Source organism: Leucobacter sp. L43 (assembly GCF_016597785.1).
In the GTDB taxonomy this organism is placed as follows: Bacteria; Actinomycetota; Actinomycetes; order Actinomycetales; family Microbacteriaceae; genus Leucobacter; species Leucobacter alluvii.
In genome coordinates this window covers 304334-325971 of the sequence record NZ_JAENJG010000003.1, presented here as the reverse complement: position 1 = coordinate 325971, position 21638 = coordinate 304334, and the positions used below count along the sequence as shown (strand labels likewise).

General features: G+C 68.7%; 19 protein-coding genes. 4 read left to right on the top strand and 15 right to left on the bottom strand.

All coding sequences use genetic code 11. The features are described from left to right. The gene (locus JE033_RS13550; protein ID WP_200332307.1) at window positions 1-1032 is read right to left on the bottom strand and encodes a LacI family DNA-binding transcriptional regulator; all 1032 of its coding nucleotides are present in this window, start codon (window positions 1030-1032) and stop codon (window positions 1-3) included. A gap of 159 nt (window positions 1033-1191) precedes the next feature. Here JE033_RS13550 and JE033_RS13545 point away from each other — a divergent pair, with 159 nt between their 5' ends. Beyond that, window positions 1192-2454: a sugar MFS transporter gene (locus tag JE033_RS13545; protein ID WP_200332305.1), complete on the top strand. Its 1263-nt coding sequence runs from the start codon at window positions 1192-1194 to the stop codon at window positions 2452-2454. A gap of 13 nt (window positions 2455-2467) precedes the next feature. Continuing rightward, the gene (locus tag JE033_RS13540) at window positions 2468-4123 is read left to right on the top strand and encodes an amidohydrolase (protein ID WP_200332303.1); all 1656 of its coding nucleotides are present in this window, start codon (window positions 2468-2470) and stop codon (window positions 4121-4123) included. 157 nt (window positions 4124-4280) lie between these two features. Here JE033_RS13540 and JE033_RS13535 read toward each other — a convergent pair whose 3' ends face one another. The 7 genes from JE033_RS13535 to JE033_RS13505 are packed head-to-tail and all read right to left on the bottom strand — an operon-like array spanning window position 4281 to window position 11618. Then, window positions 4281-5387 (bottom strand): C45 family peptidase, encoded by a 1107-nt coding sequence (locus JE033_RS13535; protein WP_200332301.1) that lies wholly within the window; start codon window positions 5385-5387, stop codon window positions 4281-4283. Between the two features lie 10 nt (window positions 5388-5397). Then, window positions 5398-6471 (bottom strand): endo-type 6-aminohexanoate oligomer hydrolase, encoded by a 1074-nt coding sequence (locus JE033_RS13530; protein WP_200332299.1) that lies wholly within the window; start codon window positions 6469-6471, stop codon window positions 5398-5400. Further along, a complete protein-coding gene (locus tag JE033_RS13525; protein ID WP_090152053.1) occupies window positions 6468-7241 on the bottom strand; it encodes an ABC transporter ATP-binding protein in 774 nt (257 codons plus the stop codon). Before JE033_RS13525 ends, JE033_RS13530 begins: the two co-directional genes overlap by 4 nt. Next, entirely contained in the window at window positions 7238-8116 is an 879-nt protein-coding gene (locus JE033_RS13520; protein WP_234037527.1) for an ABC transporter ATP-binding protein, read from the bottom strand. Before JE033_RS13520 ends, JE033_RS13525 begins: the two co-directional genes overlap by 4 nt. Continuing rightward, complete coding sequence (locus tag JE033_RS13515; RefSeq protein ID WP_090152056.1) at window positions 8113-8985, bottom strand: ABC transporter permease; 873 nt, start codon at window positions 8983-8985, stop codon at window positions 8113-8115. Before JE033_RS13515 ends, JE033_RS13520 begins: the two co-directional genes overlap by 4 nt. Next, on the bottom strand, window positions 8982-9953 hold the full coding sequence (locus JE033_RS13510; protein ID WP_090152059.1) for an ABC transporter permease: 972 nt from the start codon (window positions 9951-9953) through the stop codon (window positions 8982-8984). Before JE033_RS13510 ends, JE033_RS13515 begins: the two co-directional genes overlap by 4 nt. 12 nt (window positions 9954-9965) lie before the next feature. Then, window positions 9966-11618: an ABC transporter substrate-binding protein gene (locus JE033_RS13505; RefSeq protein WP_200332297.1), complete on the bottom strand. Its 1653-nt coding sequence runs from the start codon at window positions 11616-11618 to the stop codon at window positions 9966-9968. Window positions 11619-11829: 211 nt separating this feature from the next. Here JE033_RS13505 and JE033_RS13500 point away from each other — a divergent pair, with 211 nt between their 5' ends. After that, a complete protein-coding gene (locus JE033_RS13500; RefSeq protein WP_200332295.1) occupies window positions 11830-12849 on the top strand; it encodes a LacI family DNA-binding transcriptional regulator in 1020 nt (339 codons plus the stop codon). A 49-nt stretch (window positions 12850-12898) separates the two neighbouring features. Here the strand turns inward: JE033_RS13500 and JE033_RS13495 are convergent, their stop codons facing one another. The 7 genes from JE033_RS13495 to JE033_RS13465 form a co-directional block, all read right to left on the bottom strand. Then, window positions 12899-13555 carry an FMN-binding negative transcriptional regulator gene (locus JE033_RS13495; protein WP_200332293.1) on the bottom strand — a complete coding sequence of 219 codons (657 nt, stop codon included), beginning with the start codon at window positions 13553-13555 and terminating at the stop codon, window positions 12899-12901. Between the two features lie 312 nt (window positions 13556-13867). After that, window positions 13868-14932, bottom strand: coding sequence for a C45 family peptidase (locus JE033_RS13490; protein WP_200332291.1), 1065 nt, complete (start codon window positions 14930-14932; stop codon window positions 13868-13870). 68 nt (window positions 14933-15000) lie between these two features. Then, window positions 15001-15876 carry an ABC transporter ATP-binding protein gene (locus JE033_RS13485; RefSeq protein ID WP_090152125.1) on the bottom strand — a complete coding sequence of 292 codons (876 nt, stop codon included), beginning with the start codon at window positions 15874-15876 and terminating at the stop codon, window positions 15001-15003. After that, a complete protein-coding gene (locus JE033_RS13480) occupies window positions 15873-16718 on the bottom strand; it encodes an ABC transporter ATP-binding protein (RefSeq protein WP_200332289.1) in 846 nt (281 codons plus the stop codon). The genes JE033_RS13485 and JE033_RS13480 overlap by 4 nt, the downstream gene beginning before the upstream one ends. Continuing rightward, window positions 16718-17653: an ABC transporter permease gene (locus JE033_RS13475; RefSeq protein WP_090152131.1), complete on the bottom strand. Its 936-nt coding sequence runs from the start codon at window positions 17651-17653 to the stop codon at window positions 16718-16720. Before JE033_RS13475 ends, JE033_RS13480 begins: the two co-directional genes overlap by 1 nt. Next, window positions 17650-18600 carry an ABC transporter permease gene (locus JE033_RS13470; protein WP_090152134.1) on the bottom strand — a complete coding sequence of 317 codons (951 nt, stop codon included), beginning with the start codon at window positions 18598-18600 and terminating at the stop codon, window positions 17650-17652. Before JE033_RS13470 ends, JE033_RS13475 begins: the two co-directional genes overlap by 4 nt. A gap of 28 nt (window positions 18601-18628) precedes the next feature. Beyond that, window positions 18629-20317, bottom strand: a complete 1689-nt coding sequence (locus tag JE033_RS13465; RefSeq protein ID WP_234037525.1) for an ABC transporter substrate-binding protein — start codon at window positions 20315-20317, stop codon at window positions 18629-18631. 202 nt (window positions 20318-20519) lie between these two features. Between JE033_RS13465 and JE033_RS14965 the strand changes: the two genes are divergently transcribed. Further along, entirely contained in the window at window positions 20520-21515 is a 996-nt protein-coding gene (locus JE033_RS14965) for a LacI family DNA-binding transcriptional regulator (RefSeq protein WP_336661791.1), read from the top strand. Window positions 21516-21638: the final 123 nt, after the last annotated feature.

Sequence of the window (21638 nt, the reverse complement as noted above, 5' to 3'; positions counted from 1 at the left end):
CTAGGCGGGGCGGATCACGCGGGCGTCGTGCACCTCGCGTGTTCCGCGTGCCACGCGCCCGTCGAGCACCCCGAGCAGCAACCGCACCGCTGATCGGCCGTACTCGCGCGCACGGAGGTCGACTCCCGCCACTCCGGGAGCGCCCGGTTCCGCGGCCATCGTGGCCATCACGAGTCGCGATCCCGGAGCTCCGCCGCCGTCGCGCTCGACGCCGCCCGCCCTCTTCGCCCCGCCCGGACGACCGCTGCGGCCGGCGGACTGCGCGGCGAGTGCTCGGAGCACGAGGCCCTGCGCCACCCAGACGATGCCGTCGGAGCCCGAGGCGACGGCGCGGCGCATCGTCTCGGCGAGTTCCGTCTCGTCGGGGTCGAGGACTGATCGGAGCAGCACCGGCCGCGCGTCGTTCGCCGCGCACCAGGAGCGATACCCCTCCGCGACATCGTGCGCCCACGCCGGTTCGCGGTCGGCGGGGAGCGCCACCAGTGCCGGCGCCGTCGCCCCCGCCTCGGCCAAGCCGTCGAGCACTTCGGCGACGAGCGCCCGATGATCGGCGGCGATCCACGCCGAGATCCGCTGCCGCTCCGGGCCGAGGTACTCCCCGACGGTCACCACCGGGACGTCTCCGATGCGCTCGAGCAGTCGCGGGAACGCGGACGGCGTGGGATCGACCACGATCACGCCGTCCATGCTGGGTCTCCGCGCGGCACCTGGCACGGTGTCCGCGAGCAGCAGCAGGTCGCTTCCCGCCTCGGCCGCGGCGTCGGCGGCGCCGAATGCGAGTTCCATGTAGAACGACAGTTCCCTCACATCGTGCGGAACGCCCAGTCCGATGGCGCCGTTCCGGCCGCCGCGCAGGCGCTGCGCGGCTCGATTGGAGACGTACCCCATCGCGGCGGCCTCCGCGAGCACGCGGTCCCTCGTCGCCTCTGAGACGCGGCCGCTGCCGTGCAGCGCCGCCGATACGGCGGTCTTCGAGATGCCCAAGGCGCGTGCGATGTCGACGATCGTGACCCCGGATCCCTCACTCGCCATAGCCTCAGTGTACGGTCCGCGCACCGGCCCGGCGACGCGTACGAGTTGCGGGTACGACTCGCGCGACGTATATTTGCAGGCGTTGCGGGAACGTTCCCGCACTTGTGAGCGCCGTCGGCGTCCGCCGCGCTCACCCCGATCACGCGACGAAGGAGTCCCATGTCGAACACCTCTCCCCCGAATCCCGCCGCAAGCAGTCTCGCCGCACTCACGGGCAGGGTCGTCTTCGGGTTCGTCGGCACCTGGGTGTTCGCACTCATGGCCGCGAACCTCGTGCCCGTGCTCATCGCGGCGATGGTGCAAGACCTCGGTGTCGACATCGCGGCAGCCGGCGCGCTCGCGACGGGCATGACCGCCGGATCCGCGCTCGCCATGTTCGTGACGAACCGCTTCATCGCCCGCGCCGACCGACCGAAGCTCGGACGGGTCGGCCTCCTGCTGATGATCGTCGGATACGGGCTTCCCGCCGCGATCCTCACCACTCCGACCGTGATGATCGGACTGATCGTCGGCGGCATCGGCGCAGGCATCATGATCGCGACCGGCACCGCCGCGGCGTCATCGACCCGCAACCCCGATCGCACGGTGACCACGATCATGGTGATCAACCGCCTCGGCGCGGCCGCGCTGCTCGCCATCGCCCCGATCTTCCACAACGACCTGCGCACCGTGCTCATCGTGATCGCTGCGCTCGGGGTCATCGGACTGCTGCTCGCCGGCGGCCTGCCCAATCTGCCGGCGAGCGCACTCGACGCGACCGGCGCCATCGACACGGGCGACGGCCGGATGCGCACCACCATCGGAGCCGCCGCTCTGGTCTTCGCCGTCTCCATCCTGCTCTGGTCACTGACCGAAGACATGGTCTACTCGATGACGAGCGTGCTCGCGCAGCAATCCGACATCAGCCCCGAGACGAACAGCTCGCTGCTCGCCGGGAAGGTGCTCGGCGGTCTCGTCGGAGCGCTGCTCGCACCCCTCGCACTGCGCTGGCTCGGACGCAGCTGGTCGTTCGCCCTCATCATCGCGGTCAGCACCGTCACCAAGTTCATCATGGTGACGAGCACGACCCCGCTCGCGTACACCGTCGCGATCCTCATCTGGGGCGTCATGTACGGCGCGATCCTCGTGCTGTTCACCGGTCTCGCCGCCATCATGGACGTGACCGGCCGCACCGGAGTGCTCGTGTCGGGCTTCTACCTCGCCGGCGTCGCATTCGGCCCCCTGGTGGGCGGCCAGCTCGTCGGGCTGCTCACCCCGCTGCAGTACGCGATCACCGTGTCGATTCCCAGCGTGGTGTTCGCCGCCGCGCTCTTCGTCATCGCGCGCCGCAGCCGCAAATTCGAGCAGGGCAACACCACTGCCGTGCCCGTCGTTCAAGCAGCGGCCGCGCACCCCGACACCGCGCCCGTCCAGCAGCACTGACCCGGAGACCAGCATGACCCACTCAGCCTCCTCCCCTGCGGCGACCGCCGAACCCTTCGAAATCGCCGACCGCGTGATCGCCGTGGACCGCATCCGCACCTTCGCGGACGCGGCGGCCTCCCACCCGGCAGACCCCGACGCCGTGGCGATCCGTGACGGCCGTATCATCGCCGTGGGCTCGCGAGACGATTTGGCGATCCACGTCGGCGACCGCACCGTCATCGACGAGCACCCCGGTGCGACGCTGGTGCCCGGCCTCGTCGACGGCCACACGCACATCGTGTTCGGGCTCGAACTGACGCGAGGCGTGCAGCTCACCGATCTCACGCTCGCAGAGGCGCAGGATCGCATCGCCGCTGCCGCTGCCGAGGCCGCTCCCGGCACGTGGATCTTCGGGTGGGGAACCGACCCGAACATCTTCACCGAGACAGGATTCACCGGAAAGCTGTTCGATGACGCCGCCGCCGGGCATCCCGCGTTCCTCCGCCTGCGCGACGCTCACTCGGCCGTGATCAACAGCGCTGGCATCGCTGCCGTCGGCCTCACCGGGCGCGAGACGTTCCCCGACGAGTCGGCGGTCGGCGTGGACGAGCAGGGCGCCCCCACCGGGTACCTGCTGGAGCTCGCCGCGATGGACCTCGTGCTGGCGCACATCCCGAGCGAGGGCACCGACGAACTCGCCGACCGGCTCGGCGTCGTGCTCGACGGGATGGCGGCGAGCGGCATCACCGGTACGCACGTCATGGACTTCCACCCGGGCAGCCGGGAGGTGCTCGAAACGCTCGAGTCGCGCGGCGACCTGCCGATCCGGTTGCGATTCTCACCGATGGTGCCGCCCGGATCGACCACGGCGACGCTGGAGCAGATCGCGGCACTGCAGGGTCTGCACGGACGCAGGTGGCGCGTGGAAGGCGTCAAGTTCATGATCGACGGCACCGTCGACAACGGGTCGGCCTGGCTGCACGAGCCCGACTGCTACGGCCAGGGGCGCCGCTCCATCTGGACCGACCCGGCAGCGTACCGGGAGGCGCTCGGGTTCTTCGCGGAGCGGGGGATCGCCACGGCGACGCACGCGATCGGCGATCAGGGCGTGGCATTCGTGCTCGACGCGATCGAATCGCTCGGAGCGGTCGCCCGCCGGGCTGCGCACCGCATCGAGCACATCGAGACGATCCCCGACGGCACAGTGCCGCGCTTCGCCGAGCTCGGCGTGGCCGCCAGCATGCAGCCCATCCACGGCACGCGCCACACGCGGGCGGACCGCACCGACAACTGGTCGGTGCGACTCGGCGAGGAGCGCGCGTCGCACGGGTGGCGGTGCCGCGACATCCGAGACTCGGGGGCGGTGCTGGCGCTCGGCAGCGACTGGCCGGTCACCCCGTACGACCCGCGTGTGATGATGGCAGAGGCGATCCTCCGCGCCCCGATTGCCCGGCCCGAACTCGCCCCGATTCAGCCGGAGCAGGCACTCACCGCGACGCAGGCGCTCGAGGGGTACACCTCCCACGCGGCCCGCGCGATCGGGGTCGTCGACGAGGGCGAGGTGCGGCCAGGCGCCCGCGCGGCGTTCACCGTATTCTCCGCAGACCCGCTCTCGGTCTCAGCGCAGGAGCTCGCCACCATCGGCGTCGTCGCGACGTACGTCGACGGGGTGCCCGTGGTGCGCTGAACCGCGCGCGGCGGGCGCCGCGCTCGCCCGTGGAAGATTCGGCTTCGGTGAGGAGCTCGGTGCGCGAAGCGCCTCACCGAAGCCGAATCTCTCACCGAAGCCGGGCCGGCGAAACCCCAGCGGCGAAGCCGCCGCTCATTTGGTGAGCGTCAGGCGGTCAGCCGAATCGGCTCGCGCCGTGCTCCGCCATCGCGACGGGTGAGCCCGGGTAGTACTCGAGCCGGCCCGCCGCGAGGTCGAAGCCGACCGTGAGCAGCGTCGACCACTGCTCGTGCAGCGGCTCGGAGGGGTCGGGCCGGAAGCAGATGGGAGCGAACGCGCCCGCCTCACCCGCCATCGCCCGAGCGCGCTGCTCGATGGGGAGCCCAGCCATGTGCGGCCGCTGTGCGACGACGTGGTCGAAGCGCGCGTAGGTCGTCGAGGTGTCGGGCGTCGCCTCCCCCGGCACCTGGGACGGGGCGAGGAAGTTGTTCGTGTGCGCGAGCCACCCCTGCTCGTCGGGGCGCACCGCAGCGAGCCCGTCCGACGAGATCTCGAAGCATGCAGCGCGGTGCTCGGCGTCCGCCCCGGCGACGACGGTGAGCACCGTCGACGCACTGGCCGGCGCCGATGCGATGATGGCCTCCGCCGCATCGACGGAGGTCGCCTCGTCGAGCACGCGCCGGGCGATCGCGTGCACCGGCACTCCCCCGACACCGCGATCGCTCGCGTGATGCAGGATGTTGAAGTGGACGCCGACGCCAGCGTCATTGACGCCGATCTTGCCGAGCACGCCGAACTCGGTGAACAGCGTGACGCGCCCCACCCTCGTGGAAGCCGACGCCCCCGCAGGGGCATCCGGCGTGTACGACATGACGAGCCCCGCGCGGCACAGGTACTCGTGCCAGTCCCAGGTCTGGATGCTCTCCGGCAGACGAGGGCCGCGCGGCGCGAAGACCGCGGTCGAGCACTCCCCCTCGGCGTCGGGTTCGACGACGGCGAGCACCTCGGTTCGGGCGTTCAGCGCGGCCAGCTGCCAGAGCGGAACCTCAGCGGCGAGCGCGGTCGCCTCGAGCTCGACGGCGAGGTGGGGAGCCCAGGCGCGCAACGCGTCGAAGCAGCTGTCTGCGATCTCGCGCACGCGATCCTCAGTGAGTCCGCGCACCCCGAAGAAGTCGAGGTAGCCGCCGACGGTCTCGCGGATCTCGGCGCCGAAGCGCGCACCGATCTCGGTGCCGCGCGCTCGCGGTCCGACTCCTGCAACGGTCGTCGTGATGATGTCCATTCGTCCCCCGCTACTTCGCCGCTTCGAGCAGCGCGTCCCACATGACTTCGGAGGCGATTGCTCCGAGCGCGGTGGCATTGACCGAGAGCCGGCCTCGTGATGAGCCGGGACTGATGGGGAGGTCGATCTCATCGGTCGTCACGGCGAACAGGGTGTCGCCATCCATGTCGGTGTGGAAGGGCTGGATACCCCGGTGCATCGAGCTGTGCACCTGCTTCGCGAACTGGTTCAGCTCGACGGTGCTCATCTTCACGTTCGTGATGAGCGCGCTGATGGTCGTATTGCCCGATTGCGTCTCTGCCGCCCGGTGCTCGGCGAACGCTTCGGCGTAGTCGAAGACGGGATGGCGGCGCTCTCCCGTAGCCGCATCGTAATTTCCCCGGACCACGCGCCCGGCGCGATCGAGGATGACTCCGACGGGATTCGGCACCACGACCGCGAGGATGCGCACATCCCCGATCTGCCTGAATGCGGCGCCCTGACCGGTGATCTCCGTGCGCTCCCAATCCACCTTCCCGGAAGAGGCGCTCATTCCTGCGCCGGCGCGGCCCTGCGCGAACTCGCCCTCGACCGCGAAGTCGAACGCGGCGCGGCCGAGCTTCCGGTCGGGGTAGACGGATGTGGAGCGCGCTGAGAAGTCGTAGATGATCGCCGACGAGACGAGCTGCAGGTCGGCGAACCCGGTGCGGTTCTCGAAGCGCTCGAGCAGCGCATCGCTGACACCGGCTCCTGCCTCCAACCCGTACACGGAGCCACCGGCGAGGCAGATGGCGTGATTGAAGTCGTAGCCGCCAGCGAGCCCGACTGCGCCGCCGCGCGCGTCGACCGCGGTGCGTGCGCCTGCCGGCAGGTGGATCACGGTCGCCCCGGTCGGCCCCTCCGCGTAATGCGCCGAACCGATGCGCACACCGGGGAAGTCGAAGCGCAGCCGTTCGCGTCCATCACTCCGTTGCGGCACGAGGTCGAAGTCGCCGTTGCCCGGTCCGCCGAAGACGGGTGCGCCGGCGAGGCGCGGTGCTGGGTCGATCACGGCGCCGGAGTCGATCTCTGCGAGCGCGTGCGGTTCGTGGGATGAGGGGTTCACAGGGACTCCAGGAGTTGTTGCGAGTAGGGATGGGCCGGGGCGTCGAAGAAGTGCTCGGTGGGCGCGGTTTCGACGAGATCGCCTCGAAACAGCACGGCGACCCGGTCCGCCACGCGCTGCACCGCACCGAGATCGTGCGAGATGAAGAGCGCGCCGAAGCGGTGCTCCTGCTGGAGTTCGCGAATCAGTGACAGGATCTGCAACTGCACCGCGACGTCGAGCGCGCTGACCGCTTCATCGAACACGATGAAGCGGGGTTCCGTGATGAGTGCGCGTGCGACCGAGACTCGCTGCCGTTGCCCGCCCGAGAGTTCGTGGGGGTAGCGTTCGGCGAACCCTGGGTTCAGCCCGACATGCTCGAGCATCTCGCCCACTCTCGCCCGCTGCTGCTCGCGCGAGAGATCTCGTCTCGCGACGGTGAGCGGTTCGCGCACGGATTCGCCCACCCGTCGCCGTGGGTTGAGCGACCAGTGGGGGTGCTGGAGAACCGCTTGGATCTTGCCGGCCGTGGCTTTCCGCGACCGACTGAGTGGTCGGCCGAGCAGACGCACCTCGCCGCTGTCGGGCGCGCGCAGTCCGAGCGCTACGGCGGCCGTCGTGGTCTTGCCCGACCCGGATTCGCCGACGAGGCCGAGGGTCTCGCCGGGAGCGACGTCGAGCGTGACGCCGTTCATCGCTCGCACCGTGCGTCGTTTCGCGCCGGCGCCACTCGTGAACGAGACGCTCACATCGCGCATCTCGAGTACCGCGTTCGTCTCCGTCGCCGTCATGAGATCTCCTCCGAATGGTGCGACGTCGCACGACTGGTGCTGGATGCGGCCCGCGCGCGATCCGGCGTTGTGCCGACCGGTCCCTTGCGCGCCGGGATCGCCGCCACGAGGGCGCGCGTGTACTCGGCCTCTGGCGCGTCGAGCACCCGTGCGGTCGGTCCGGTCTCGACGATCCGGCCGCGGTGCATCACCACGACTCGATCGCACCACTTGCGCACAGCCCCGAGGTCGTGGCTGATCCAGATGAGACTCGCGCCTGAGCGCCGCACGAAGTCGACGATCAGTTCGAGGATCTCGTCGCGCACCTGGGCGTCGAGCGACGCGGTCGGCTCGTCGGCGATGAGGATGCGCGGTTCGCGAGCGATGGTGAGCGCGATCGCGATGCGCTGAGCCATGCCGCCAGAGACCTCGTGCGGGAACAGGCGAAGCACGCGCTCGGGTTCGAGAATCTTCACGCTCCCGAGCAGCGCCGTGAGCGAGGCCGCGTCCGTCGGTCGCCCCAGCGGGGCGAGTGCGAGCTCGAGCTGGCGCCGAATGCGCATCGTCGGGTTGAGGGAAGCGATCGGATCCTGCGGGATGAAGCCGAGCGATTCACGGCGTATCCGCCTCACATCGTCGGGGGCGAGCGATGCCAGGTCGTGCCCGAGCACGCGCACCTCGCCCGCGGTGATGCGGCACGCGCGAGGCAGCATGCGCCCGATGGCGTGGGAGATCGTCGTCTTGCCCGATCCGGATTCCCCGACGATCGCGACGAGCTCGCCGGGCGCGATGTCGAGCGAGACGTCTTCGAGGGCGCGGGTCACTCCGAGCCGCGAACGGTACTCCGCGCTGAGGGTCGAGATCGAGACGAATGGCTCGGGTGCGTCCGCGTTCATACCAGACTCCTTGTCTCGCGCGGGTCGAGGCGATCCCGCAGGGTGTCGCCCACGAGATTGATGGCGAGGATCGCCAGCACCAGCACGACGGCGGGTGCGAACAGCAGCCAGGGCGCCTGCACCATGTAGCTCGACCCCTCCTGGATCAGCAGCCCCAGCGATGACTGCGGCAGCTGCACGCCGTACCCGAGGAAACTCAAGCCGCCTTCGACCAGGATGCCGACTGACAGCGCGTAGGTGCCCTGCACGGCGATCGTGCCGCTGATGTTGGGCAGCACGTGACGGAAGAGGATCACCGGGCCGGAGACGCCGCTGATCTTGGCGGTCGTCACGAAGTCTCGCTTCGCGACCGCCAGGGAAGCTGCACTCACCATCCGCGTCATCAGCGGCACGGTCACCAGGACGATGCTCGCAAGAGCAGCAACCTGGCCAGGGCCGACGACCGCCGCGATGAGAATGGCGAGCACGATCGACGGGAACGAGTAGAGCACGTCGACGAAGCGCATGACGCCCTCGCGCGTCCACCCTCCCAGGTACCCGGCGACCATGCCGAGCACGATGCTGATCACCGCGGTGCAGAGCACGGCCACTGCGGAGAGCACGAGCGTGGTGCCGATGCCTTCGAGCAGCCGGGCGAGCACCGAGCGGCCAAGCGCATCGGTGCCGAGCAGTGCCGCCGCTGAGGGCGGACTGAGCCGGGGGCCGACGATCTTGGCGGGGTCGCCGGCGAACGGCACGATCGCGGCGACGACGGCGATGCCGACGATCGCGGTCAGCGTCGCCACTGCGCCGACGAAGAGCCCGTCTCTGGCGGGGCGCGTGCTCGCCGGCCGCTTGCGGCGGACGAGCGGGAGCGAATACGTGGTCATGATCCTGCCTTCCCGGTGACTGCGACACGAGGGTCGAGCGCGCTCGTGATCAGATCGAGCACGAGGCTCACCACGATGAATACGGCCGCGGCGAAGAGCACCGATGCCTGCACGACGGCGAAGTCGCGGCGGTCGAGGCCGGTCACCATGAAGGAGCCGAGGCCGGGGATGTTGAAGATGGTCTCGACGATCACGGCACCGCCGAGCAGGTAAGCGGTGATGGTGGCGAGGAGGGTGAGGATGGGGATGCCGGCATTGCGCATCACATGGTGGCGAACGATGTGCCACGGCGTCTCACCTCGGGCGACCGCGGCGGCGATGTGCGGCTCGACGAGCACGTTCATCACGGCGTCGCGCGTGGTGCGGGCCGCGGCCGCGACGCAGAACACCGAGAGCACGACGGCCGGGAGCAGGAGCGCCTGGAACGTCGGCCCGAATCCCGAGCCGATGCGTGAGAAGCCGCCGACCTGAATGCCGAGCGCCAATCGGGAGAAGACGAAGACGACCACGCTGCCGAGCACGAACTCCGGCACGCTGATGCCGAGGCCCGACACGATGCGACCGACGGCACCGCCCTGTTTCGCGCCTGCGCGCACCCCGGTCCACACTCCGAGAGGGATGCCGATCACGACCGTGATGATGAGGGCCATGACGGTCAGCAGGGCGGTCACCGGGATCCGCGCGCCGAGTTCGGCGCTGACCGGGCTCTGGGTGACGAACGAGGTCCCCAGGTCGCCGGAGACGATCTGGCCGATCCAGGAGAAGTACTGGATGATGAGGGGCTGATCGAGGCCGTAGGCCGCGGCGAGTGCCGCCCGCTCCTCCGGCGAGGCGAGCGGGCCGAGAATGATGTCCTCGTAGCTTCCCGGCATCAGTCTCACCGCGGTGAAGATCAGGATCGACACACCGAGCAGGGTGATGAGCGCACTCATCACCCGCCCGGCCGACCAGCGGAGTTGTTGCAGCATGCCCGTCCTTCGTTACTCGGAAGCCGTGTCGGGAAGGCGGTACGCGGTGATGTCCCGGAAGATGTCGCCGTAGCCCTCGTTGCTCTGAATCGTCGGGCTCACCGCTCCGGCGTCGTACCCGACGATCGATGGACGGTGCACGAGCGGCACGATCTCGGAGTACTCATCCGCAGTCGCGCACAGTTCCGTGAGCACTTCGGCTCGTTCATCGGGGTCGGTGACTTCCGCTCCTTCAGCGATGAGCGCGTTGAGGTCGTCATGCTGACCGGTGAATCCGAGGTTGAAGCCGGCCTGCTCGGGATTCCACCACTTCGTCACCATCGACGGGTCGACGTACCCCGCGAACCAGCCCAGCGACAGATCGAAGTCGCCCGGTTGTGCGGTGAAGACGCGAGCATTGTACGTCGCGGTGTCGAATTGCTCGATGTTGACGGTGACGTCGATCTCGGCGAGCTGCTGCTGCACGAGCTGGGCGATCTGACCCATGACCGGCTCCGAGGTGTAGACGACCATGTCGAGCGTGACGTCGCCGGCGCCCGACTCCTCGATGAGCTTCTGCGCGTCTTCGACACTGGCCTGTTCCGACGGGAGTGCGTCCACGGCGCACGCCCCTGGCAGGTTCGACGGGGTCGCGCCCGTCGGAGTCGTCTCACCTGCGAAGACGATATCGGCGATCGCTTGACGATCGATCGCCGTGTTGATGGCGAACCGCACGTCTTGATCCTGCAGCGGTGAGCCTTCGACCTGGGAATTCACGTTGACGTAGTAGAAGTCGCTCTGCGTCTGATTGACGACCTGCACGTCGCCGGCATCGGCGAGCTGGGTGAGCGCGTCAATGCTGCCGAAGTTCGCAAGACCCGCGCTGCCCTCTCGCAGTGCGGCCTGACGCGTGGTCTCCTGATCGACGATCTGCAGCTCCAGCGTCTGGACGGCGAGGTCGTCGCCTCCGCGCCAATCGGCATTGGCCGTGAACGTCCACGATTCATCCTGCCGATGCGCGTCGACGACGTACGGTCCGGTGCCGAGCATCGTCGTTGCGAGGTCGAGGCTGCCGTCGTTCACCTCCTGCATGGGCAGGATCGCGGCAGGGGTGTTGGCGAGCGCCGCGAGGAACGGCGCGTAGGGGCTGCTGAGTCGCACCGTCACCTGATCGTCGCCCGTGGCCTCGATGGACTCGATCGGCCCCATCTGCCCCGACCAGACGCTCATGCTGTCGACCTGGCGCTGCAGGCTGCCGACGACATCGTCGACGGTCACGGCCCGCCCGTTCGAGAAGGTCGCGGTCGTGTCGATGGTGAACACGTACGTGGTGTCGTCGGGCTGCTCCCAGGCGGTGGCAAGCTCGGGCTGGATCTCGAAGTTCTCGTCGGTGGTGACGAGCGTCTCGTAGACGAGGCCCATGATGCTCCATGAGCGGGCGGTCTGCGCTGTTGCCGGGTCGAGACCGTCGGCTTCGCTCGTGTCGTAGTCGAGCTGCACGGTGAGCGCGCCCTGCCCGTCGAGCGCCGAGTCGGCGACCGCCAAGAAGCCGGGAGCCGCCTCCTCCTGCGCTACGGCTGGGCCGCTCGAAGGCGGCGCTGCACAAGAGCTGAGCACGCACGCGAGCCCGAGTGCGAGTGCGGCGCCGGATGCGGTCCTGACGCGCGTTCGTGAGAGTTTCAACACCGTAGTGACTCCTTCGACAGACTGTGGTGAGTGGGGTTCGCAGCGTGACGAGTCCCGCGGCTCCGCTTCGGTGCGGAATGCCCTGAGTCATCAAGCTAGCTTCACAAATCGTTTTATGCAATGACGTAACCGAATTGTCATCAAACGATGCATGTATCGATTTATGCCCGCGATTGCCACTAGGGTCGTTCACAGGATGCGAGGAGGACGAATGGCCGGTCACCGCAACGTCACCATCAAGGACGTCGCCGCTCGAGCTGGCGTATCGATCACGGCGGTGTCGCACGCCCTCAACGAAAAGGGAACACTCTCCGAGGAGACTCGTGCGCGCATCCGGGAGATCGCCACCGCGATGGGCTACCAGGCCGACGCGCTCGCGCGCGGTCTCCGCCGTTCGCAGATCGGCGTCATCGGCATCGTGCTCCGACCGCTCGACGCGCTCGCGAACTACAGCCCGCCCGGCGTCGATTACTTCCTCCGCTTCGCCGGTGCCGCCGCGGTGAGCGCGCTCGACCACGGCCTCAGCCTGATGCAGGTGGCCGATCTCGTGAAGGGGCCGGTGACACCACTGGCGTTCTCACTCGACGGCTATGTCGTCACGGACCCCGTGCGCGACGACCCCGTCGTGGATCTCCTCGAGAGCCGGTCAATCCCCTACGTCACCCTCGGGCGCGACCCCGGCAAGCCCGAGGCATCGAACTGGGTCGCCTCCGACGACGCTGCCGCAACACGCACCGCGCTCGATCACCTGGCAGAAGGCGGCGCCCGCAGCATCGCTTTCGTCGGGGGCACCGACGACAACTCGTGGAACGCCGATGCCGAATCGGCGTACCTGCAGTGGTGCTCGGAACACGGCGCCACCCCGCGCCATTTCCGCAGCCCGGAGGGGCTCGGCGAGGCCGGGGGGCGGGACCTCGTTCCGCAGCTCCTCGCGAACGGCGTGCCCGATGCCATCTACTCGCTGACGGGGCGCCATGCCGCCGGAATCCAGGAGGCGATGCGAGAGCGCGGTTACGTCGCCCCCGAGCACTACCTCCTCGCCTGCGGCACGGATGCAGCGCAGACGCGAACCGCCGAGCCGCCGATCACCGCGATCGACCTGAGGCCCGAAGTGCTCGCGAGGGAGACGGTCGAGCTTCTGGCGCGAATCACGCGCGGCCAGGCCCCGGAAGGGCGGCGCCTCGTCGCCTCCGAACTCATCGTGCGGAGGTCGTCGCAACGCGCGGAGTGAGGCAGGACCAGGCGCGGTCAGCCCAGTGCAGTGCGCCGCCTGCTGTGCCTCATTCTCGCGCCCGGTGCGGGCAGTCGATCCCGACCTGCTCCATCAGCTCGGCGACGTCGGGGTGCAGGTGATCCCCCTCGAGCAAGTCGTGCCGCACGCGGCCGTGCACGTCCGCCGGCATGTCTTGGCTGAGCTTGAACATCGCCGTTTCGCTCTCGATGTCGATCGTGAACGACACCACCCCGTCGAGGATCTTCTCGAACACATGCCTCGATTCCGTGGGGTCCCACGGCTCTCCCCGCGCGCCCTCGAGCTGCGCGACGGTTTGCTCCACGACGGCGAGATTCGCCTCCGCCGCTTCGAGCACGGTGACGCGGCCGGTCAGGTGCACCGTCGCATAGTCGAGCGTCGGCACGGCCGGGGTGAACTCGTAGACGCTGGGCGACACATACGCGTGGGACGACGCGAAGACGAGCAGCGCATCAGGCTGCTCAGCGAATTGCCGCCAGTGCGCATTCGCCGTCCCCATGTGCCCCCAGAGGCGCGTGCCGACCAGAGTCTCCCCCGGCTCGACCTCCGGTGGGAAGACGATGGGGACGTGGGTCGCGACGGGCGCCCCACCGGTCGACGTCGCGAGCACGGCGAAGGGGTGATCCCTCACGAACTCGACGATGGCGCGACCTGACGGAGCGACGTAACTCGGATACGTGTGCATGAGGGACTCCTTGCGGCGTGAGCGGCGCTGCGCATCACATCGGACGCGGTGCGTACGGTCAGCCTAGGCAAGTAAAACGTTTTATGCCAGTGGCGCGCTGCATGCAGCAGTGTGCTGCATGCCCATGCCAGTGCCAGCCGGCGCCCGCGGCATCGGTGCGGGATCCAGCTTCGGTGAGGAGTTCTGCGAGCGAACTGTCTCACCGAAGCCGAATCGCTCACCGAAGCTGCGGCGACCCGCTGCGGCGACCCGAAGCTGCGGCGACCCGCTGCGGCGATCCCAAGCTGCGGCCGCGCAGAGCGGCCGCGCCCGTCAGACGGTCAGCACGCGCCATTCCCCGGCTTCACTGGCCTGCGGCATGCCGTCGAAGATCCGGATCGTCCGGACGTCGGGGTCGGTGACGATCGTCGCGAGCGTGCCCCACCGATCGCCGTACTCCTTCGACATGTCGGGAATGCAGGTGAGCGGCGGCTGACCGGGTTCGGAGCGCAGCAGGCGCACGAGCTCGGTCGACGACTCCGGCACGCCAGCGGCCAGCCGCTCGCGCACGAGGTCGAGCCGCTCGGTCGAATCGGGTTCGTAGATCTCGCTCTTCTGCGCCATCAGCGGCTCAGCGTGCTGGAAGTGGTTCGTTCGCTGCACCGACCCCTCGACTTCCGTGATCTCGAAGATCCCGACCGGGCTGATCTCGAGCGAGACCGCGCGCGCGGCGTCGAGCATGGTGAAGGCCGACGACGATCCGATCGGCGCCGAGCGCACCAGCGCAACCGCCTCATCGACGGAGGCGCACTCCGACAGCACCGTGCTCGACAGCAGATGCATGGGGATGCCATCCGGTCCGTCGCTCGCGTGACCGAGGATGTTGAAGTGCAGTGCCAGCCCGGCCTCGTTCACGCCGATCTTCGACAGGATCCCCTGTTCGGTGAGACCGGCATACCGCAGCCCGTGCCCCGTCACGGTGTGCGTGTGCCAGTACGCGTCGAGTTCGACGTGCCAGTCCCAGGTCTGCACGCCGAGCCGGTGGTCCCCGAGGCGGGCCGTGACCGTCGAGCACTCGCTCGCGCCTCGGGCGCCGAGTGCGATTAGCTCGGTGCGGGCGTTCAGTGCGACGACGTGCTCGAACGGCACACCGGCTCCGTCAGCGACACCCCTGAGCTGCTCGAGCAGCTCGGGGCGCCACGAATCCACCGCCGCCACCACGCGAGAGACGCCATCGCGTTCCATCTCCTCGGAGACGCCCAGGATGCGGAAGAGTTCGGCGTACTTCGCGTAAGCCGTCGGCAGCGAGCCGCGGAGTGCTGAGCCGCGGCTCACCCCGAGTTCATGGGCGGTCGCACCCGTGACGTCGAGGTGCAGGCGATCGGTCTGTGTAGTCATGCAGCAGTGCTTTCTGTGGAGGGTCGGGCGAGTGCCCGCGGAGCGTGAGGGCGACGTCGTCGCCGGTGTCACGGCGTGCGATCAGCCCCGCCGATGAGAGCGTCGCGAAGCCCACGACGCGGCTTCCAGCCGGGGCGGGGCGCCGAGGCGAGGAGGAGGCGGGTGTACGGATCCGTGGGGCGGTCGAGAATGTCGGAGACGGTGCCGCGCTCGATGATGCGCCCGGTGCGCATCACCACGACGTCGTCGGCGATGTCGCGCACGACCGAGAGATCGTGGGTGATGAACAGGTACGACAGGCCGTGCTCGCTCCGCAGCCGTTTCAGCAGATCCAGCACTTGCGCCTGCACCGACACGTCGAGCGCGGAGACGGCTTCGTCGAGCACGAGCACCTCCGGCTCGGCCGCGAGGGCCCGCGCGATCGCGACGCGCTGCTTCTGCCCGCCGGAGAGGGCTTCCGGCTTGGCGTCGGCGTGACGCTCGGTGAGACCGACCTCCGCGAAGAGCTCGAGCAGACGTGCGCGGCGCCCGGCCCGGTCGAGATCGGGGCGGTGCGCCTGCAGCATCTCGTTGATCGTCGCCGCGACGGGCAGGGAGCGGTTGAGCGACCCCTGCGGGTCCTGGAAGACCATCTGCACGAGTTTGGCGCGCTCGTGCAGCGCCCGCCGCGAGGTGGTGGGCCGCACGGGCGTCCCTGCGATTCGCACCTCTCCGGCGTCCGCCGTCTCGAGCCCGACGATCACGCGCGCCAGGGTCGACTTCCCGGAACCCGATTCGCCGACGACCGCGAGGCAGGTGCCGGCTCGCAGCGCGCACGAGACATCGTCGAGCGCGGTGACGCTCGCGGTGCGGCTGAGGTGGAAGGTGCGCTCGAGGTGCTCGACCTCGATGATGGGGGCTGCATCGCCCCGCGTCGCCGACTGGGCAGGGGACGTCTCGGTCATGCGCGATCCTCCGTGTTCGTCAGTGGGCCGGTGCCGGGAGCCTGCTGCGGAGCCCCATCGGGGTACAGCTGCGGCCGCGCCGACATGAGCGTCCTCGTGTACTCCGTCTTCGGCCGATCCCGGATCTCCTCAGGAGTGCCGATCTCGAGGATCTCGCCGTCCTTCATCACCGCGAGCCGGTCGCAGATCGCCGCCGCGAGGTCGAGATCGTGGGTGACGTAGATCATCGAGAGCCCGTGCTCGCGGCGCTTCTCATCGAGGATCGCGACGACCTCGGCCTGGGTGGTGACGTCGAGAGCGGTGGTCGGCTCATCGGCGAGCAGCAGCTTCGGGTCGCCCGACATGGCTCCCGCGATCACGACGCGCTGCAGCATGCCGCCCGAGAGCTGATGCGGATAGGAACGCAGCACGCGCTCCGTGTCATCGATGCCGACCTGGCGCAGCAGCTCCGCCGCACGCGTTCGCGCCTGTGCGGCGGGAAGCGAACGGGCGTCGCTCATGCCCTCGATCAGGAAGCGGCCGACCGGCAGCACGGGGTTCAGCGATCCGTGCGGATTCTGCGAGATCAGGGCGAGATCATTGGCGCGGATCCGGCGGAGTTCTTCGCCGCCCGAGCCGAGCAGGTCGGTGCCATCGAGCTCGATGGAGCCTTCGACGCGCGCGCTCGAGGGTTCGATGCCGAGAATGCACTTCAGGGTCATCGACTTGCCCGAGCCCGATTCACCGACGAGGCCGAGCGCTTCGCCCGAGCCGAGGGTGAAGGAGTTGCCGTGCAGAATCTCGGTGGCCTGACCCGAATCCGGGTCGGTGACCGTGAGTACGAGTGAATCGACCTGCAGCATCAGCGGATCCTTCCTGCGGCACGACGTCCGCCGAGTTGCTCACCGACGTAGCCGAACGCCGCCACGGTGATGACGATGGCGAGGCCTGCGAAGATGCTCTGCTCCCAGAACCCCTGCTGCAGCGAAGCCTGACCGTTGGAGACCATGAGCCCCCAGTCGGGAGTCGGCGGTTGCACGCCGAGCCCGAGGAAGGAGAGCGCCGCGAGTTCGATCATCGCGTACCCGAAGTTGATGGTCATGCCGGTCAGAATCTGCGTGCGCACGTTGGGCAGGATGTGGCGAACGGTGATGAGAAAGCCCGAGATCCCCTGCAGGCGCGCCGAGGCGACGTAGGGCAGATTGCGCTCGCGAAGCGCCACCGAGCGGATCACGCGCGCCGAGTACGGGACGAACCCGATCGCGAGCGCCAGGGAGGCGGTGAGGATCGACGGCCCGAAGATGGCAACGGCGAGGATCGCGAGCAGCATGTTGGGGAACGCGAACAGGATGTCGAGGATGCGGCTGATGAAGGCGTCCACTTTTCCGCCGAACCAGACCGCCGTGAGTGCGAGCAGGGTCGCGAGCACCGCGGTGACGATCGTGACGATGGTCGGGCCGATGAGGCTCGTGCGGGCGCCCCAGATGATCCGGGAGAGGATGTCGCGGCCCGACTGGTCGGTGCCGAGCAGGTGCGCGAGGCTCCACGCCTCATGGCGGGCCGTGACGGCGCCGGCGTACGGATCGTAGGGGGCGATGATCGGAGCGAGGATCGCCATGAGCACCACCAGCGCGATGACGATGAGGCTGCCGACGCCGACCGGCCCGAGGCGGCGCCTCAGCAGACGCCAGCCCGACACGGGCACGTCGCCCCGGTGCTTGCGGAGCAGCTGCACCGCGATGGTGTTCTGCGAGCGAGTGCCGGTGCCGGGCTCGCTCGCGGGCTTCTGGGATGTCATCGTGTCGTCACTCCCTTGCTGAGACGGACTCGGGGATCGATCACGGAGTACAGCAGATCGACGATGAGGTTGACGATGCCGAATGCGAGCACCATGACCAGCGCGATCGCCTGCACCACCGCGAAATCCTTCTTCTGAACGGAGTTCACGAGCAGCGATCCGATGCCGTCGAGCGTGAACGCGTACTCGATCACGAAGGCGCTGGCGAGCAGCCCCGCGACCTGCGTGCCGATGACGGTCGTCACCGGCAGCATCGAGTTCCGGATGGTGTGCCGCCACAGCACCAGCTGCTTCGGCACTCCGCGCGCGATCGCCATGATCACGTGCTCGGATCCCTGCTCCTCCCGCACCGCGGTTCGCGTGATCCTCGCGACCACGGCGATGCCGGGGAACGCGAGCGCGATTGCGGGGAGCGTCAGGTGCCAGAGCCGATCGAGGAATCCCTCGCCGGAGCCCGAGACGGGGAACCAGCCGAGATTGGATCCGAAGATGAACATGAGCACCAGTGCGGCGAAGAACGTGGGGACGGCGAACCCGAGGTTCGATCCGAACACGACGATCTTCTCGAACACGCCTGAACGGGTCGCGGCGAGCACGCCGAGGCCGATCCCGAACACGATGATGAGCAGGGCCGCGAAACCGGCGAGGTACAGCGTCGTCGGGATGCGGGTCGCGACGAGCGTCGTGACGTCTTGCTGAGTGACCAGCGAGCGCCCCAGGTTGCCCTGGAGCACATCGATCAGCCAATGCCAGTACCTGAGAAGGAAGGGATCGTCCAGGCCGTACTGCGCACGGATCGAGGCGAGCACCTCAGGGCTCACCGTTCGCCCCTGCACGAGGAACTGCTCGGGGCTTCCCGGAGCCAGGTACATGCCTGAGAACACGATGAAGCTCGAGACGATCAGCACGGCGAGCAGCGCGCCGAGCCGTTTGAACACGTAGACCATGGACGATCCCTTCCTGCTGGTACTCGGCTCAGGCGGTGGCGCCGAGGTCAGCGGCCCACGGGTAGTAGAGGTACACGAACGACGCAGGAGCACCGGTGATGCTCTCGTCCATGTACATGCGCACCGCGAGGTCGTTGATCGGCACCCACGGCTGCTCCTGCATGATCAGAGCCTCCGCTTCGACCGTCAGCTTCGCCCGCTCGGCATCGTCGCTCTCGCCGATGGCCGCGTCGAGCGCCGCATCGACGGCGGGATCGGAGAAGCCGGAGTAGTTCTGATCGCTGCCGGTCTTGGCGACGCTGATGAGATGCAGCAGCGGATCGGGTGCGCTCAGGTAGTTGGTGGTGACGAACCCGTCGTACCCCGCTCGCGCCTCCGGATCGGAGAAGAAGGCGCCGAACTGGGCGCTGGGCACTCCGGTCGGTTCCAGCGTGATGCCGAGTTCTTTCGCGCCGTTCGCCATCTCGTTCAGGATGTCGGCGTAGAAGCTGCGCTCGCTCGGGTAGGCGATCTTGATCGGCTGGGTCAGGTCGACCTCCGCGTCCTCCAGCTCGGCCTTCGCGGCCTCGATGTCGAAGCTCAGGTCCGGGAGCTGCTCGTCGCGCAGGTCGGCGATGCCGGGCGACGTCTCCTCGACCGCGTCCCACGGCGACTGCGGCACGACCGAGCGCGCCGGTGTTCCCGTGCCCTCGTAGACGGTGTCGGCGATCGCCTGACGATCCGTGGCGCGAGTCAGCGCCCGACGCACCGCTGGGTCGCCGAAGACGCCCTCGCCGGTGGAGATGATCGCCATGTTCTGCATGCCCTGGCCGGCGTACAGCTCGCCGGTCTCGCTCGATCCCAGCTGATTCAGGGCGGGCAGCGGCACGTCATAGGAGCCCTGGATCTCGCCGGTGCTCAGGCCGTTCGCGATGGCGGTCGGGTCGACGACGAAGCCGATGCTGACCTCTTTCGCCATCGCTTTTCCGTCGGCATCCCAGTAGTCGTCGTAGCGCTCGAGCGTGATCGACTGCCCCTGCTTCCAGTTGCCCGGCGTGAACTTCAGGGGGCCGGTGCACATCACGCCGGCTTCAGGGTTTCCGTAGTTCTCACCCGCGGCCTCGCGCTGCGCCTGCTGCACGACGACGCCGATGATCGTGCTGAGCGATGACGGCAGCGTGTAATCGGGGGTCTGGAGCGTGATCGTGACCTCGTTCTCACCCGTGGCAGCGACCTCGGCGATATTGGCGACCACACCACCGCCCCAGTAGCTGCCCTCGGCGGGATCGAGGTGGCGCTTGATCGAGTACACGACGTCGTCGACCGTCATCGGCGTGCCGTCCCAGAACGTCACGTCGTCGCGGATGCCGAAGACCCAGGTCTTCCCGTCATCGGTGTTGGACTCGGTCGCGAGGTTCGGCTGCACCGAGAAGTCCGGCTGCATCTCGAAGAGCGGCTCGCAGAGGTTCGACACGATCGTGTTCTCGGGATAGTTGAAGGCCTTGACCGGGTCGAGGCTGGCGAGCTCACCGTAGGTCGAGTTCCAGGCGACGGTGTCGGCTTCCGCGGTGGCCTCCGGCGTGGTCTGCAGCAGCTCCGTGTCTTCCGACGGTGTCGCGGCGTCACCTCCGCGGCTTCCGGTCGCGCAGCCCGCGAGGGCGAGGCCCCCGACGGCAAGCAGGGCGATAGACGCCCGAATCGGTGCGAATTTCACGTTGTTCTCCATTCGAAGTTTCATCGTTGAAGCTCCTCATCCCGACACCCGCCGAGCGAAGACCCATCGGCGATGCTAGCACCCAAAACGGTTTGTGAAAAACGGTTTGGTTGTCACGTTTCGGTGACGGATCGGCCGAGGGCCGCCTGGGAATCGCTCCGCCCGCCCACAGCCGACCGGCTATTCTGACGAGGTGCAAGCGAGCGGGCGACCAACCATCAAAGACGTGGCGAAAGCCGCCGGCGTCTCGCCCACCACCGTCTCGCACGCCCTGAACGGCAAGGGCGTCGTGCGGCAGGAGACGGCCGACCGCATCGCCCTCGTCGCGGGACAGATCGGATATCGGCCGAGTCCGATCGCCCGAGGGCTGCAGAACTCCCGCCTCGGGCTGCTCGCACTCGTGATTCGGCCACTGCGATCGCTCGACACCTTCCTCCCGGAAGGCGTCGACTACTTCCTCAGGATGGCCGGCGCGGCCTCACTCGCGGCGATGGAGCGCGGCTACAGCATGATGCTCGTCGACGACCCCACCCGCCCCGGAGCGCCGCTGAGCGCCACCGCAGCAGACGCGTACATCGTGTCGGAGCCCTTCGCGAACGACCCGGTGCTCACGATGCTCTCCGAACGCCACATCCCGTTCGTCTCCGTCGGCTCCGACCCCGCGCGGCGCGGCCAGTTCATCGAGCTCGCGACGCGCGACTGGGAGGAGACGGAGCTCGCACTCGACCACCTCGCAGAGGCGGGTGCCGAACGCGTCGCGCTGCTCACCGGCACCGATCAGAACGCCTGGAACCGGGAGTCGGAAGAGGCCTACCTCGCCTGGTGCGAGCGTCGGGGCCAGACACCCGACATCGCAGCGTTCCCCGAAGCGGAGGGCGAGCGCATCGGAGAGGCCGCGATCGAACGGTTCTTCGGCGCGGCGACCGGAACCCGCCCCGACGGGCTCTTCTGCCTGACCGGCCGCCACGCCGCCGGACTGAATGCCGCTGCGCACCGCCACGGGATCCGCGTGCCGGAGGACCTGCTGCTCGCCGCGGGCTCCGGAGCGCTGCAGAACCGCATCTCACAGCCCAGCGTCACCACGCTCGACCTCCACCCGGAGGGGATCGCGGCGCGAGCCGTCGAAGTCGCCGTGCACCTCGCCGAGGGCACGCCGCTCGCGGTGCCGCTCGAAGTGCCTCGAGCCACGCTCGACGTGCGCGAGTCGACGATGCGGGGCTGAGGCCGCCGCCCATCGCGGTGCCGCCCATCGCGATGCCGCCCGTCGCGGTGCCGCCGTGTGAGATTCGGCTTCGGTGAGTCGTACAGCCGGGCTCAGCTCTCACCGAAGCCGAATCTCTCACCG